At 36.4% G+C, this 14,735-nt stretch carries 13 protein-coding genes and 2 tRNA genes; 6 read left to right on the forward strand and 9 right to left on the reverse strand.

Features of this window, described 5'->3' with window-relative positions:
* Window positions 1–1,496 (reverse strand): signal peptide peptidase SppA (gene sppA, locus ACIQ6Z_RS01550; RefSeq protein WP_396209182.1); only part of this gene is annotated, 1,496 nt, incomplete at its 3' end.
* A 113-nt stretch (window positions 1,497–1,609) separates the two neighbouring features.
* Between sppA and folK the strand changes: the two genes are divergently transcribed.
* Window positions 1,610–2,746, forward strand: a complete 1,137-nt coding sequence (folK, locus tag ACIQ6Z_RS01555; protein WP_396209183.1) for a 2-amino-4-hydroxy-6-hydroxymethyldihydropteridine diphosphokinase — start codon at window positions 1,610–1,612, stop codon at window positions 2,744–2,746.
* Here the strand turns inward: folK and ACIQ6Z_RS01560 are convergent.
* Both ACIQ6Z_RS01560 and ACIQ6Z_RS01565 read right to left on the reverse strand, forming a co-directional pair.
* On the reverse strand, window positions 2,735–4,795 hold the full coding sequence (locus ACIQ6Z_RS01560; RefSeq protein WP_396209184.1) for a T9SS type B sorting domain-containing protein: 2,061 nt from the start codon (window positions 4,793–4,795) through the stop codon (window positions 2,735–2,737). The genes folK and ACIQ6Z_RS01560 overlap by 12 nt on opposite strands.
* A 23-nt stretch (window positions 4,796–4,818) precedes the next feature.
* Window positions 4,819–5,355: an RNA methyltransferase gene (locus tag ACIQ6Z_RS01565; protein ID WP_396209185.1), complete on the reverse strand. Its 537-nt coding sequence runs from the start codon at window positions 5,353–5,355 to the stop codon at window positions 4,819–4,821.
* 269 nt (window positions 5,356–5,624) lie between these two features.
* Here ACIQ6Z_RS01565 and mutS point away from each other — a divergent pair, with 269 nt between their 5' ends.
* From mutS to ACIQ6Z_RS01585, 4 genes are all read left to right on the forward strand, one after another.
* Complete coding sequence (mutS, locus tag ACIQ6Z_RS01570; RefSeq protein WP_396209217.1) at window positions 5,625–8,192, forward strand: DNA mismatch repair protein MutS; 2,568 nt, start codon at window positions 5,625–5,627, stop codon at window positions 8,190–8,192.
* Window positions 8,193–8,344: 152 nt separating this feature from the next.
* Window positions 8,345–8,417 (forward strand) — tRNA-Gly (locus ACIQ6Z_RS01575).
* Window positions 8,418–8,435: 18 nt separating this feature from the next.
* Window positions 8,436–8,521, forward strand: a tRNA-Leu gene (locus tag ACIQ6Z_RS01580).
* A gap of 87 nt (window positions 8,522–8,608) precedes the next feature.
* Window positions 8,609–8,959 (forward strand): DUF1508 domain-containing protein, encoded by a 351-nt coding sequence (locus ACIQ6Z_RS01585; protein ID WP_396209186.1) that lies wholly within the window; start codon window positions 8,609–8,611, stop codon window positions 8,957–8,959.
* Between the two features lie 47 nt (window positions 8,960–9,006).
* Here ACIQ6Z_RS01585 and ACIQ6Z_RS01590 read toward each other — a convergent pair whose 3' ends face one another.
* From ACIQ6Z_RS01590 to ACIQ6Z_RS01615, 6 genes are all read right to left on the reverse strand, one after another.
* Window positions 9,007–9,207 (reverse strand): hypothetical protein, encoded by a 201-nt coding sequence (locus ACIQ6Z_RS01590; protein ID WP_396209187.1) that lies wholly within the window; start codon window positions 9,205–9,207, stop codon window positions 9,007–9,009.
* Between the two features lie 155 nt (window positions 9,208–9,362).
* A complete protein-coding gene (locus tag ACIQ6Z_RS01595) occupies window positions 9,363–9,569 on the reverse strand; it encodes a hypothetical protein (RefSeq protein ID WP_396209188.1) in 207 nt (68 codons plus the stop codon).
* A 163-nt stretch (window positions 9,570–9,732) separates the two neighbouring features.
* Window positions 9,733–11,886: a S46 family peptidase gene (locus ACIQ6Z_RS01600; RefSeq protein ID WP_396209189.1), complete on the reverse strand. Its 2,154-nt coding sequence runs from the start codon at window positions 11,884–11,886 to the stop codon at window positions 9,733–9,735.
* 104 nt (window positions 11,887–11,990) lie between these two features.
* The gene (locus ACIQ6Z_RS01605; RefSeq protein ID WP_396209190.1) at window positions 11,991–12,245 is read right to left on the reverse strand and encodes a hypothetical protein; all 255 of its coding nucleotides are present in this window, start codon (window positions 12,243–12,245) and stop codon (window positions 11,991–11,993) included.
* Between the two features lie 67 nt (window positions 12,246–12,312).
* Complete coding sequence (gene fabD, locus ACIQ6Z_RS01610; RefSeq protein ID WP_396209191.1) at window positions 12,313–13,182, reverse strand: ACP S-malonyltransferase; 870 nt, start codon at window positions 13,180–13,182, stop codon at window positions 12,313–12,315.
* Between the two features lie 95 nt (window positions 13,183–13,277).
* Window positions 13,278–13,991, reverse strand: a complete 714-nt coding sequence (locus tag ACIQ6Z_RS01615) for a pirin family protein (RefSeq protein WP_396209192.1) — start codon at window positions 13,989–13,991, stop codon at window positions 13,278–13,280.
* A 164-nt stretch (window positions 13,992–14,155) separates the two neighbouring features.
* On the opposite strand from ACIQ6Z_RS01615, the gene ACIQ6Z_RS01620 reads away from it, so the two are divergent.
* Complete coding sequence (locus ACIQ6Z_RS01620) at window positions 14,156–14,713, forward strand: sugar O-acetyltransferase (RefSeq protein ID WP_396209193.1); 558 nt, start codon at window positions 14,156–14,158, stop codon at window positions 14,711–14,713.
* The last annotated feature ends 22 nt before the right edge of the window (window positions 14,714–14,735 follow it).

A 14,735-nucleotide genomic window follows, 5' to 3' on the forward strand; every position in this document is an offset into this window, starting at 1 on the left:
ACTAAGCCCAATTTTTTTGCAGCTGTTCCGGTCCAAACCCTACCTTGTCCAATAGCATCTACTTGTGCAAGAGTCATTTTTCTTCCGGAAGCTACCCGTTGTAAAAATGTAGTGTAGGTTTTCTCAATGCTTTCTAAGGCATATTCTTTGTACTTTTCATCCATAGGTTCAAAAATACTATACCCAGATGCATTTTCATGGGTTTTTACTTGCTCGGCATTGATGCCAATATTTTTACCCAATTGGCTCATATTGGGAAGCATCCCAAAAACACCTATTGATCCGGTGATGGTGTTGTTTTCTGCAAAAATGCGATCGGCATTTGCGGCAATGTAATACCCACCCGAGGCTGCATAATTCCCCATAGATACTATTACTGGTTTTGTCTTTTTGGTAATTTCAATTTCTCTCCAAATTAATTCTGAAGTTAGGGCATTACCACCCGGACTATCCACCCGCAATACAATAGCTTTAACATCGTCGTTATTTCGTGCTTCTTCCAACGAGCGTTTGATAGACCCCTCGCCGATAATGTTGACATCGCCTTCCCCGCTTAAGATTTCGCCCTGAGCATAAATTACCGCAATGATATCTTCTTTCGTATAATCATCGACGGTTAAAGCAGCTGTTTTTGCGTATTCTGTGATGCTTACGGTGTTGTATTTTTCTTTTTCACTTACTTTTAACTGGGTACGAATGGCGTTGTGGTATTCATCTTCATAAGCTATTTTATCAATCATTTTATTGGCCAAAGCCAATTCAGGAGTTCTGGCATCTAGGGAAGTTGCAATTGCATTCAGTTGTAATTCAGATAATTTTCTACTTTTTGCAATATCTTTTAGTAGTGCATCCCATATCGAGTTCAATAGAACGGTCATTTGTTCTCTGTTTTCCGGACTCATTTCTTGCGCTAAGAAGGGTTCAACAGCACTTTTGTATTTGCCGTGGCGAATGACTTCAAATTTTACCCCAGATTTTTCTTGCAGATCTTTTAGGTATAAAATTTCTGCTGACAACCCTTTAAAGTCTATGGTTCCCACAGGATTTAAATAGATTTGATCGGCAACGGAATTCAAATAATAGGAACCTTGGGTATAATTATTTCCATAGGCATAGACAAATTTGCCTGTCTTTTTAAATTCGTCTAATTTATCTCTAACCGATTTCATTTGGGCCATGCCCAATTGCGATTGAAGGTTTACTATTGAAATTCCTTTGATTTTATCATCTTTTTTAGCCACTTCAATTGCATTAAGAATGTCGGTAACCCCATCGTGATCGGCTTCAAAATAGTTGAAGTCTTTATAGCTTGTTTTTCCTGCATAATCAAGGGTAACTTTTGAAAGATCCAATTCAATTACCGTATTTTCTTCTACTGTAATTGCATCATCATTTCCACCTGCAATCGCACCAATAATAATGATTCCGAAGAAAAATAACATACAAAATACAAATAGCCCAATAACAGTGGCCAATACATTTCCTAAAAATTTCATGTTGCTGTTTTAATTATATCGTATAAGTAGTAAAAGGGATAAAATTGTTACATGTTCATAAAAAAACGGAAAAGGTAAATTATAAGTCTAAAAATGTTTGTTATTTTGCCACTATGAAGCAACATCAAGTAATGGTATCTCTCGGAAGTAATCAAGGCAATCGTTTAGCCCTGATTGAATCATGTATTGATTTGATTCATAACGAAGTAGCAGTCGTGGTAAAGGTTTCAAAAATATACGAAACCCCCGCTTGGGGTTTTGAAAGTGAACCTTTTTACAATTGTGTGTTGTTGCTACACACCTCAAAATCCCCACAAAAATTGCTGAATCAGCTTTTAAAAGTTGAGAAAAAATTAGGGAGGGTGCGAAATCAAGTTGCAGAATACCAACCACGTCCTATCGATATTGATATTCTTACTTTTGATGAAGATGTTGTGGCTACGGAAACCTTGCAAATTCCACATCCGTTGTTGCAAAAGCGAATGTTTGTTTTGCAACCGCTATTGGATTTAGACAGGAATTGGGTCCATCCCGTTCTTAAGAAATCAATTGTTCAATTGGTTGCTGAAACCGAAGACACGAGTGTTATTCAAGCAGTACATACGCTAGATTCGCCCATTGAAAAATTGGCCTTACAGCCCTTTAATTATATTGCTATTGAAGGAAATATTGGTGCGGGTAAAACTACTTTGGCATCCAAATTAGCTGAGGATTGTAATGCTAAATTAGTGTTGGAACGATTTGCCGACAATCCTTTTTTACCCAAGTTTTACAAAGATCAAAGTCGGTATGCTTTTCCTTTAGAAATGTCTTTTTTAGCGGATCGATACCAACAATTATCGGATGATTTGGCTCAATTTGATTTGTTCAAAGATTTTGTGGTGGCCGATTATCATATTTTTAAATCGTTGATTTTTGCAAAGGTTACGCTGCAAGAAGATGAATTTCGATTGTACAAAACGATGTTTGATATCATTCATAAAGAAATGCCAAAACCCGATTTGTACGTGTACTTATATCAAAATACAACGCGTTTATTGCAAAATATCAAAAAGCGTGGGCGTTCCTATGAACAAGAAATTCCCGCTGAATATTTAGAGAAAATCAATCAAGGCTATTTGGATTATATCAAAACCCAAACCGATTTGAATGTACTCATTATTGATGTTTCAGAATTGGATTTTGTGAAAAAGCAAGCCGATTATGTCTTCTTGTTAGAAAAAATTCAACAAGCAACGTTATCGAATTAACGAAAAATGCCCTTTAATTATTTGTTGGGTTTCGGGTATTTCAGCAATAAACCAATAATCAGTTGAGGGTAATTTTTCATTATGAAACGTTCCATCCCACACGTGGTTATTTTGTGTTAAAGTGATAATTAATTGCCCATGTCGATCAAAAATAACGGTAGTCGCTTTTGGATAATATTGTGTACCTTTTACCGACCAAAAATCATTTACGCCATCGTTATTTGGGGTAAAATAGCGTGGTGTAGAAACTACCACAAAATCTTTACTTCGATAACCACAATCATGAATTTCTCTAATATAAGCTGTATACATACCTCCTTCAGTTATGGTAAATTGTGGTGATGAAAAATAGGTAACCCCGTCAATCGAATATTCAAAATCCCCTGAATTCAGTGGAATAATGGTAATTTGATCATTTTCAACCAAAACGGTATCAATTCTTGGAAGTGGATACAGTGTAGCCGTGAAATTTTTTGTAGCACTACAACCAAAACTATTCGTAATGGTAACACTATAATTTCCGGCGTTCCAAATAATAATCGTTTGTGTTGTGGCACCAGTTGACCATAAATAAGTGGCATTGTTTATGCCTGCATGAATTGTTACTCCAGTGTTTTCACAAATCCCAATAAATTCATCTTGGACAACAGGAGCTATGCTTACTTGAACAGTAATGGGAGTTCTAGCTGAAGTACAATTGTTGTTAAACGCTTCAAAATAATACGTGGTGGTTACTGATAAATTTGGAGTTGTAAATGTAGTACCGGTAGTAATTGGTGTTGTGCTAGTTGCTGAATCGTACCAATTTATGACACCAGCAGTAGTAGAAACCGTTAGTGTAGTACTGGTATTTTGACAAACGGTAGTAGGTGTAATGAATTGGGTTACAGGTAAAGCATTTATGGTGGCGGTTACCATAGTTCTGTTGGTTGTTGTGCAACCAATTGGCATTGCATCTACATAGTAATTGGTTGTGGTGGACAAGTCCGGAGTAGTAAATGAATTTCCTGAAAACACAGGCGTTCCCCCTGTTGGACTAGTATACCAATTGACAGTTCCAATATTGGCTGTTGCTTGTAAGATAACACTACCACTACCACAACGTGTGGCATTTGTTGTTCCGGTAATTTGCGGAATTGTTATTGTAGAAGTCGTTGAAATCTGTAACACTGGGTCACCAGGCATCCCACCATATTCTACTATGTATCCTTTTGGTTGATAGGCGCCACTCGAAGCTCCATTTGCAGTTAAATCGTTCCAAGAGCCAGGTTGTCCAACACCTGGGGCTGTAACGTGTGCATAATCTTCTTCTCCTAAGTTGTTCGGTTCATTAGTGTTCCAAAAGGCAAAATTTGGGGAGCTCCCTGAAACTGTACCGTTCCAGAAAACAGTTCCTAATTCTGGTCCTGTTACCCATTTCCATACCCCTTCTGTCTCTGAGTCGGTACCCCCAATCCAACCAGCTCCTGAGGCTTGGACTCCAGAAATTTGGACTTCATCCATTATAGTTATTGTGGCTAAATAGCCTTGTAATCCATAATAAGTTGAAGCTGCAGCTGCATTTTTTGCAGCATTCCAGTCAATACCAATATTGGGTACAAATTCGTAATAATGGTCGGTTGACGCCAAATAATTTGCTTGTCCTACCGTAATAGAAAAAACACGCTGACCACTAGGAGATGGGTTTGTAGTAGAAAACACAACCGCTTCAATAGCGGCAATAAACGAAACATAAGTGGGGTTTCCGCTGACACCATTTAATGTTAATTTTCCTTCAATCGTATTCCAAGAAGCAGAAATACTCGGATGCACCCCTGTTAATGTCAACACGTCTTGTCCAAAAACATAGCCCGAAGAAATTTGGATATACATGGCACTAATGCCCACATCATCCGGATCTGTAATCGACATATCGGTTACGATTGGAAGTGATGTTTGTGGGCAGTATATTTGATTTCCAGTAGCTTGTAAAACTGGGGCAACATTTTGCCCGAACAAGACACTTGAAAAGAAAAGAAATAGTATAAGAAACTTTTGAATCAATTGCATAGTACAAAGATAATACGAAAGTATTAGTTAGACGCAGTAATTTTCTGAAATAAATCCCAAATTACAATCCCGGCGCTAACCGAAATATTCAACGAATGTTTGCTCCCCAATTGCGGTATTTCAATGACACCATCGCTTAAGTTTATGGCTTCTTGTGATACACCTTTTACTTCATTGCCAAAAATTAAGGCATGTTTTGAATGGGTTTCAGGTTGAAAATTATCCAGCATCACAGCATTTTCGGTTTGTTCTATTGCAAATACTTTTATTTTTTCCGACTTCAATAGTTGTATAATATCCAGCACATTATTTGCATATTCCCAAGCAACCGTTTCAGTAGCGCCAAGTGCTGTTTTATGTATTTCTTTGTTGGGAGGAGTTGCCGTAATGCCACACAAATAAATTTTTTCAATCAAAAAGGCATCCGAAGTTCTAAAAACCGAACCAATATTGTGTAAACTTCTAATATCATCTAAGACAATGATAATAGGCGTTTTTTGAGCTTCTTTAAACTCGTTGATGTTTTTGCGATCTAATTCGGCGTTGGCTAATTTTCTCATGGCACAAAAATAGATATTAAGCGGCAATTTGGCAATTAGTCGAGGTATCAATTTTTAATATATTTGATTATACCGAAATTCTATTAGTCTATGTGAACTTTGAGAAAAAACGTTGCCTCTTTGCGTATAATTTTTTTAAACTTAAAAATTGTTCTTGCCCTTGAAATTGTTCTTGATTTTCTTACCTTCGCAAATGCACTATAATTTTCAAAATCGTGGCTAAAAAATCTGCAACAGTTTCTGATAAAACACCTAAGGAAACGCCTTTAATGAAACAATACAACGAGATAAAAAACAAATATCCCGATGCGTGTTTGTTGTTTCGTGTGGGCGATTTTTATGAAACCTTTGGGGAAGATGCTGTGCGCGCTTCACAAATTCTTGGTATTACTTTAACCAAAAGAGGTGCGGGTTCTGAAAATGAAACGGCTTTAGCCGGATTTCCGCATCATTCTATAAATACGTATTTACCCAAGTTAGTAAAAGCGGGACTTCGAGTAGCAATTTGCGATCAATTAGAAGATCCAAAAATGACTAAAACGATTGTTAAGCGAGGGGTGACCGAATTGGTTACTCCGGGAGTGTCAATGAATGACGAAGTGTTGCAATCAAAATCAAATAATTTTTTAGCGGCCATTCATTTCGGGAAAAAGCAACTGGGCGTTTCTTTTTTGGATGTTTCTACTGGCGAATTTTTAGTATCACAAGGCAATGAAGAATACATTGACAAATTGTTGCAAAATTTTCGACCGAGCGAAATATTAATTCCAAAGCAATTTAAGAACCAATTCAATGCATCATTCGGTACTGATTTTCATACGTTCTTTTTGGAAGATTGGGTATATAAAGAAGATTTTGCCATAGAAAGTTTGACCAAACATTTTCAAACCAATTCACTAAAAGGATTTGGCGTTGAAGAATTATCAGAGGGTATTATTGCCTCTGGAGCAATCTTATATTATTTGTCGGAAACGCAACACAACAAAATCCAACACATTACCAATATCCAACGCATTGCTGAGGATGCCTATGTTTGGATGGATAAATTTACCATTCGAAATTTAGAATTATACCACAGTTACAATCCCAATGCTGTTACACTTTTAGATGTAATTGACAAAACGCTTTCGCCAATGGGTGCTAGGTTGTTGAAACGCTGGTTGGCACTTCCATTAAAAGATAGCACAAAAATTAGAGGGCGTCATGAAGTGATTTCATATTTTAAGGCTAATCTTGAAGTATTACAACAAATTCAATTTCAAATCAAGCAGATTTCCGATTTGGAACGTTTGATTTCAAAAGTTGCAACGGGTAAAATTTCGCCCAGAGAAGTAAATTTTTTGAAAGATTCGTTGGATGCTATTGTTCCGATTAAAACATTGGCTTTGGCCAGTGATAATGAAGCCTTGAGAATTATTGGTGATAGTTTGCATGCTTGCGAATTGTTGCGCGAAAAAATTAAAACTACGCTTCAAGAAGAGGCGCCGGTTAGTGTAAATAAAGGAAATGCAATTGCAGTGGGCGTTCATGCAGAATTGGATGAATTACGTGCCATTTCATCAACAGGGAAAGGCTATTTAGAAGAATTAGAACAACGCGAAAGTGCTGCTTCTGGAATTCCTTCGTTGAAGGTGTCGTTCAATAATGTTTTTGGGTATTATATCGAAGTTCGAAATACGCATAAAGATAAAGTTCCAGCAGCTTGGATTCGCAAGCAAACCCTAGTTAATGCAGAGCGTTATATTACGGAGGAACTTAAAGAATACGAATCAAAAATTTTAGGAGCCGAAGAAAAAATACATCAACTAGAAAGTCAGTTGTTTGAGCAATTGGTACATTGGATCGCAACTTATATAAAGCATGTTCAATTGAATGCTAATTTGGTGGCCCAATTGGATTGTTTGACCTCGTTTACACAATTAGCCATAGATAATAAGTACGTTTGCCCAACTATAGATGACAGTTTTGATTTGGAAATCAAAGAAGGCCGCCATCCTGTCATTGAAAAACAATTACCTGTAGGTATTCCTTATATTTCAAATGATGTGTATTTGGATTGCGAGTCACAACAAATCATCATGATTACGGGGCCAAACATGTCGGGTAAATCAGCTATTTTACGTCAAACCGCTTTGATTGTTTTGATGGCGCAAATGGGCAGTTTTGTACCGGCAGAAAGCGTGAGAATGGGTTTGGTGGACAAAATCTTTACCAGAGTTGGTGCTAGCGATAATATTTCGATGGGCGAATCTACTTTTATGGTAGAAATGAATGAAACTGCTTCTATCTTGAATAATATTTCGGAACGAAGTTTGGTTTTGTTGGATGAGATTGGAAGAGGGACATCAACCTATGACGGTATTTCGATTGCTTGGGCGATTTCAGAATATTTGCACGAACATCCAAACAGACCTAAAACGCTATTTGCAACTCATTATCACGAATTGAACGAAATGGAAGTGACGTTTGATCGCATACGAAATTACAATGTTTCGGTAAAGGAATTGAAAGATACGGTTTTGTTTTTACGAAAATTAGTAAAAGGGGGAAGTGCGCATAGTTTTGGAATTCATGTTGCAAAAATGGCGGGAATGCCCCAAATTGTGATTCAGAGAGCACAAAAGCTATTGAAGCAATTAGAGAAGCGACATTCTAGCGAAGAGTTGTCGGGAATTAAAACAGCAAATGATGAGTTACAATTGAGTTTTTTTAATTTGGACGACCCATTATTAGAGGAGATAAAAGAAGAAATCTTGAATATCGATATTAATACCTTAACACCTGTTGAAGCCTTGATGAAATTGAATGAAATCAAGCGAATGTTGGTTAAAAAATAATTTATTGGAATAAAATATTCGCTATCAAAAGGTTATAAAAAAGATTTTATTTTTATTTCAAAAGTACTTGCAAGAATGAAAATATGTACTATATTTGCACTCGCATTATGAAACAAGAATGCAACGTTCTTTTTTAATTAACGAAACGAAACGCGAAAATAGCTCAGTTGGTAGAGCGCGACCTTGCCAAGGTCGAGGTCGCGGGTTCGAACCCCGTTTTTCGCTCTACTACCAAAAATATTTGCTCGAGTGGTGGAATTGGTAGACACGCTGGACTTAAAATCCAGTGGGTAGTAATGCCCGTGCGGGTTCAAGTCCCGCCTTGAGTACAAAAAGCTTCAAACTATGTTTGGAGCTTTTTTTGTTATATTCGTTTTCTTTAAAAGAACAAAATTATTCAATTTATTTCTTATTTTATGGGCACATTTGTCATTACACAACGTGCGAGCGGACCATATAAGTATGAGTTTGTATCGCGAAAAGGAAAAACCATTTTTACTAGTAATGATTTTGAATTGCGTTTTGAATGTGAAGAACAAATAGTACTGCTAAAAAATGCAATTGAACGTTGTGTATTCATGCGTTTTAAATCGTCAGGGGGCAAGTTTTTTTTTCGCTTGATTTTGGATAAACACGAGCTAGCTGTAAGTAGAAGATATACTACCCAATTATTACTACAAAAAGGAATTGATGAAATTATAAAATATGCCGATAAAGCTGAATTTTTAGATTTTTCATCTGGGGATGATATTTTTGGAACACCTTAGTATAAAAAAGCCCTGCGAAGCAGGGCTTTTTTATAACTAGTAGCTAATTAATTTTCTGATTCTTCATGTTCTGCTTCCTTTTTCATGATCTCATCTTCTAAATTGCTTTCCTCATTTTCAGTCGGTTTAGCAGTAGTTTCAATAGAATCAGTAGCAACAGCAGTAGAATCTACAGCCGGAGTTTCAACAGCAGTAGAATCTACAGCAGCTTCAGTATTTTCAGCAGCTTCTTTACAAGAAACGAACATAGTAGCAACGAATGCTAAACTTAATACAACTTTTTTCATTTTTTAAGTATAAAAGGTTAAAATTACATTTTTGGATAGATGTGTTCTATTCTGTTTTGAATATAGTATAAAAAAAGCCCCACCTAGTGGAGCTTAATTTTTTCTGTAGCAATAAATTACTTAGCAGGTGCAGCTTCAGCAGCAGGTGCAGCAGCAGGTGCAGCAGCGCTATCAACAGCAGTAGAATCAGCAGCAGGTGCTTCTTCAACAGCAGGAGCTTCAACAGCAGTTGAATCTACAGTTTCTGTAGTTTCAGCAGCATTTTCTTTACAAGAAACGAACATAGCAGCAACGAATGCTAAACTTAATACAACTTTTTTCATCTTACTAAATTATAAAGGTTAATTATTAATTCGGAGCAAAGATATAAATTTTTTAACATGTCAAAATATTTTTAGACAATTTTTTTCATTTTTTTTCTTTGAATTCCAAAATTTATTCTTTCAAAGGTTATGCCAAATTATTTACGTACACTAATTAGTGTAATTATTTCGATTTTTTGGACTTGGGATACACAATAGTTAGCTCTTCAATTAAATTATTTGCATGAGCAAATTTATCAATGATGAAAAGAATGTAACGTGCATCTACCATGATGTTTCTGCAGATTTCAGGACTATAATAAATGTCACTCATGGTCCCTTCCCAAACGCGGTCAAAATTCAATCCGATTAAATTTCCATTGGCATCGAGAGCTGGACTTCCAGAGTTACCACCTGTGGTATGATTCGTAGCAATAAATGCCAAGGGCATTTTACCATTTTTATCAGCATATTTTCCGTATTCTTTTGCGTTATACAAATCGATTAATTTTTTTGGAACGTCAAACTCATAATCACCGGGTATGTATTTTTCAATAACACCGTCTAAATAACTTACTGGTTCATAAACAACGGCATCGCTCGGTTTGTAGCCTTTAACTTGACCATAAGTTACACGTAGCGTGCTATTGGCATCTGGGAAAATTCTATCGTTAGGGAAGAATTCCATAATTCCTTTCATGTAGGTTCTTTGCAATGCGATATTCTTTAAATTGATTTCGTCAAATTTAGGAGCTACATTTTTTTGATAACTATCGGCAATTAATTTTACTAATTTATACGCAGGATCTTGATTTAATTTTTCTACAACCGATTTAGCGTCTCCACTTAGGATATTTTTCAAGCCGTCATAGTTGGTGAGTTTTGAAACACCAAAAATACCTGTTGTTAGTGATGAAGCATTTACGTTGTTTAAACTTTCTGGTAAAAATTGTTTTGGTGATTTTGAGGTGTATAAATCAATCAACTGTTCAAAAACTTTTTCGTCTACTTGAGCACTATAATCTTTATATAAACCCTCAAATCCAGCAATTAGATTGTTTTTTCTATCGGTAAATGCTTGTTCTCCTCTGGAATTGTAAACTTGTTCTAATTGATACAAACGGTATCCAAATGATAATATTTCAGAATTTCTCAAAACAACTTCCGTAAAGTAATCTTTTGCAATTGCAAAGGGTCTTATTTCTGTATAGTTTTTCTCAAAATCGGCTAAAACACTTCCGTATTCGGCTTGCTTGCCTGCTTTCATGATTCGTTCTTGAAATTTCTTTTCAAATTCTTTTTTAAGGGCAACGGCATTTGATTTTTTCAACCCTTTTGTTTCACCAATCCATTTTTTCCAATAGTTTGCAACTCCCGCATACTTAGAAGCATACTGAATTTTAATAGCATTGTCTTTTCTCATGAATCCGTCTTGAACTTTTAAAGCGGCATCGCGAATTTCAATTTTTGCAGGATTTAAATCATTAACTATTTGTTCCACTGCAAATGAGGGTAAATATTCTTGTGTTCTGCCTGGATAACCCATTACCATTGTAAAATCATTCTCTTGAATGCCTTTTGCTGAAATCGGGAAAAAGTGTTTCGGTTGGTATGGAACGTTGTCAATGGAATAGTCTGCCGGGCGATTGTTTTTGTCGGCATAAATTCTAAACAATGAAAAATCTCCTGTATGGCGAGGCCAAACCCAGTTGTCAGTATCCGATCCAAATTTTCCAATCGAACTTGGTGGGGCACCCACCAAACGTACATCTTTAAATGTTTCGGTAACAAATAACAGGTATTGATTACCGTCATAAAAAGCGCGGATCATAGCTTCTTGCCAAGCTTCTTTTGGGAAGCTTTTGCCTACTGCTGCAATATTTAGTTGGATTTTCTTTTGTTTTTCAACTTCAGTAGAAAGATTGTTTACCCCTTCAAATATTTTTGAAGTGACATCTTCAATTTTAATAATAAAGGTTACTGTAAGATCTTTGTTTGGTAGTTCTTCAGACATTTTATAGGCCCAAAACCCATCAGTTAAATAATCATGCTCAACCGTAGAATGACTTTGAATGTTATCATAACCACAGTGGTGATTGGTTAACAAAAGTCCTTTTGGCGAAATCATTTCTGCAGTACATCCGCCATCAAAATGGGGAACTGCGTCTTTTAAGCTAGAAGTATTGACCGAATAAATATCATCGGCACTAATTTTCATTCCCAAGGCTTTCATTTCCGTTTCATTGGGGCCTTTTAATAAGCTAGGAATCCACATACCACCTTGTTGTGCAAAGGCTGGTAAAACAACTAAAATAAGTAGTATTCTTACAATTTTCATGGTATAATAATAAATTAATATGCACTTTTTAAAGGTGGCAAGATACAATATTGTGCCTTTTTTTCATAAAAAAATCCTCATGTTATTTTCATGAGGATTTCGGTTTATTTTTTTGCGGATTCTTTTAGCTTTTTTGCTCCTTCTTCTACTTTTTCGGCTCCTTTTATAACTAAATTTTTGGCTTTCTCACCAACTTTTGATGAATCAATCACTTCTTTTGCTTTAAGCTTAGCCGAATCGATGGCTACTTTCACATCGGAAGAAACTGCTTCAGAGGCTTCTTTTACTTTTTCTTTTGTTTCTTTTTTACAAGCAAAACCTATTGAGGCTATTGCAAATAGTGCGATAATTTTTTTCATAATATGATTTAGTTTTTAAAGAACGTATTGCAAAAGAGATGCCAAAGTAGCACCTCAAAGGGTAAATTTATGCAGAAAAGGTTGCCACTTCTTTATCAATTTTATTGACCAATCCCACCAAAACTTTTCCAGGACCAACTTCCGTAAAACTAGTAGCTCCATCCGTTATCATTTGTTGTACCGATTGGGTCCATTTTACAGCACCGGTTAATTGTGAAATTAAATTTTTCTGAATATCCGCTGGATTAGTAACGGCATTTGCTGTTACGTTTTGGTAAACAGGACATGAAGGTGTTGAAAAAGCTGTTGCTTCTATAGCCGCAGCCAATTCTGCTCTAGCAGGCTCCATCATGGGCGAATGAAATGCTCCCCCAACGGGTAAAATTAAGGCACGTTTAGCACCCGCTTCTTTCATTTTTTCGCAGGCAATTTCTACCGCTTTATATTCACCTGAAATCACCAATTGACCCGGACAGTTGTAATTAGCTGCCACAACCACGCCATCAATCGAATCACAGATGTCTTCCACTATTTTATCTTCCAAATTCAAAACTGCCGCCATTGTAGAGGGCGCAATCTCACAGGCTTTTTGCATGGCCATAGCTCTTTGATAGACCAATTTTAATCCGTCTTCAAATGAAAGTGCACCATTGACTACTAATGCAGAAAATTCACCTAATGAATGCCCGGCTACCATATCTGGCTTTACGTTTAATACTTTTGCTAAGATTACCGAGTGTAAAAACACGGCGGGTTGCGTAACTTTGGTTTCTTTAAGTTCTTCGGCGGTTCCTTCAAACATGATGTCTGTAATTCGGAATCCTAAAATATCGTTTGCACTTTCGAATAGTGCTTTTGCCACATCAGAAGTTTCATATAAATCTTTACCCATTCCTGGAAATTGTGCCCCTTGACCTGGAAATATGTATGCTTTCATAAGTTTATTTCAAGTTTAATGTTTCATGTTGTTCTTGAATGGCAAAAATAACAATTTTTTTAACCGAACACTAAAAACTGATTGTTGAATACTATTTACTGTTCCATAGGGATTTCCATTATTAGAAACTTAGCATTAGAAATTGCTTTGATCTCAATTTCTGAGGTTTCCCAAATACCTAGCGCATCTCTTGTTTCTAATTTTTGACCATTCACTTCAATTACCCCTTCAATAGTCATGATGTAAAAACCATTACCTTCTTTTTTAAGGGATAACTTTTTGGTAAAATCTGCTTCAAAATTGCTCAAATAAAACCAAGCATCTTGGTGAATCCAAACACCCGAATCGTCTGGATTGGGGGATAAAATTTGGTCAAAATTGTTTTTTTGTAAGCTCGGATCTAGCTTTATTTGTTGGTATCGTGGTTCCACATTTCTGTATTTTGGGAACAACCAAATTTGGAACAATTTTGTATGTTGATCAGCATTCGGATTGAATTCACTGTGTTGTATGCCGGTGCCAGCGCTCATGACTTGGATGTCACCACTTTTGATCGTTGAAGCATTTCCCATACTGTCTTTATGGGCTAAATCGCCTTCTAACGGGATGGTTATAATCTCCATATTATCGTGCGGATGCGTTCCAAAGCCCATTCCAGCAGCGATGGTGTCGTCATTCAGAACGCGTAACATTCCAAATTGAATTCTATCGGGGTGAAACCAACTGGCAAAACTAAAACTATGATAGGCGTTTAGCCAACCGTGATTGGCATGGCCACGTGAATTTGCGGTATGCAGTACTGTTTTCATAAATGAAATTTAATATGCAAAGTTACTAGAATATGATAGTAATACCAATTTATTTAGCGGTAAGAAATTTAAAAATAAAAGTGCAACGGTTTTAATATCTTTGAAGGATCGAATAGCAACAATTTGGTAATTTACGCAACTGCTGTTGTCTCTTTGCTTCAACTATGAAAACTGAAAAAGAAAAAATGTGCTGCGGTGACTATTATTTTTCCAATGATAAGGAATTGGTAATGGATAGACATAAAGCAAAAAAACTATTGCACCGGTTCAATGTAACCGAATATCTTATGAATGCCAATGCGCGTGTGATTCTGCGTGAATTGTTACCCAATGCTTCTAAAAGAATCTATATTGAACCTCCTTTTCATTGCGATTATGGGTATAACATACAGCTTGGGGAAGGGGTATATTTTAATGTAAATTGTGTAGTATTGGATGCTGCAAAAGTAACCATAGGTAATAATGTATTCATTGGTCCGGCGGTTCAAATGTATACAGCTACCCATCCCACAAATGCATTGGAGAGACGAACTCATCAAATGGCCAAGCCCATAACCATTGGCAACGATTGTTGGGTCGGAGGAAATACCGTAATTTGTCCTGGAGTTACCATAGGAGAAGGGAGTACGATTGGCGCGGGTTCGGTTGTTACTAAGGATATTCCGGCAAATTCATTGGCTGTAGGTAATCCCGCAAGAGTAATTAAAAAATTAGAGAAATAAAAAACCGATGTTTTTAAATGAC

Origin of the sequence: Flavobacterium sp. (assembly GCF_044376915.1) — a bacterium.
Lineage (GTDB): Bacteria > Bacteroidota > Bacteroidia > Flavobacteriales > Flavobacteriaceae > Flavobacterium.

Coding starts and splice junctions, on each gene's coding strand:
- folK (WP_396209183.1), top strand. CDS start 1,610: ATGAAGCAACATCAAGTAATGGTATCTCTCGGAAGTAATCAAGGCAAT.
- ACIQ6Z_RS01560 (WP_396209184.1), bottom strand. CDS start 4,795: ATGCAATTGATTCAAAAGTTTCTTATACTATTTCTTTTCTTTTCAAGT.
- ACIQ6Z_RS01565 (WP_396209185.1), bottom strand. CDS start 5,355: ATGAGAAAATTAGCCAACGCCGAATTAGATCGCAAAAACATCAACGAG.
- mutS (WP_396209217.1), top strand. CDS start 5,625: ATGAAACAATACAACGAGATAAAAAACAAATATCCCGATGCGTGTTTG.
- ACIQ6Z_RS01585 (WP_396209186.1), top strand. CDS start 8,609: ATGGGCACATTTGTCATTACACAACGTGCGAGCGGACCATATAAGTAT.
- ACIQ6Z_RS01590 (WP_396209187.1), bottom strand. CDS start 9,207: ATGTTCGTTTCTTGTAAAGAAGCTGCTGAAAATACTGAAGCTGCTGTA.
- ACIQ6Z_RS01595 (WP_396209188.1), bottom strand. CDS start 9,569: ATGAAAAAAGTTGTATTAAGTTTAGCATTCGTTGCTGCTATGTTCGTT.
- ACIQ6Z_RS01600 (WP_396209189.1), bottom strand. CDS start 11,886: ATGAAAATTGTAAGAATACTACTTATTTTAGTTGTTTTACCAGCCTTT.
- ACIQ6Z_RS01605 (WP_396209190.1), bottom strand. CDS start 12,245: ATGAAAAAAATTATCGCACTATTTGCAATAGCCTCAATAGGTTTTGCT.
- fabD (WP_396209191.1), bottom strand. CDS start 13,182: ATGAAAGCATACATATTTCCAGGTCAAGGGGCACAATTTCCAGGAATG.
- ACIQ6Z_RS01615 (WP_396209192.1), bottom strand. CDS start 13,991: ATGAAAACAGTACTGCATACCGCAAATTCACGTGGCCATGCCAATCAC.
- ACIQ6Z_RS01620 (WP_396209193.1), top strand. CDS start 14,156: ATGAAAACTGAAAAAGAAAAAATGTGCTGCGGTGACTATTATTTTTCC.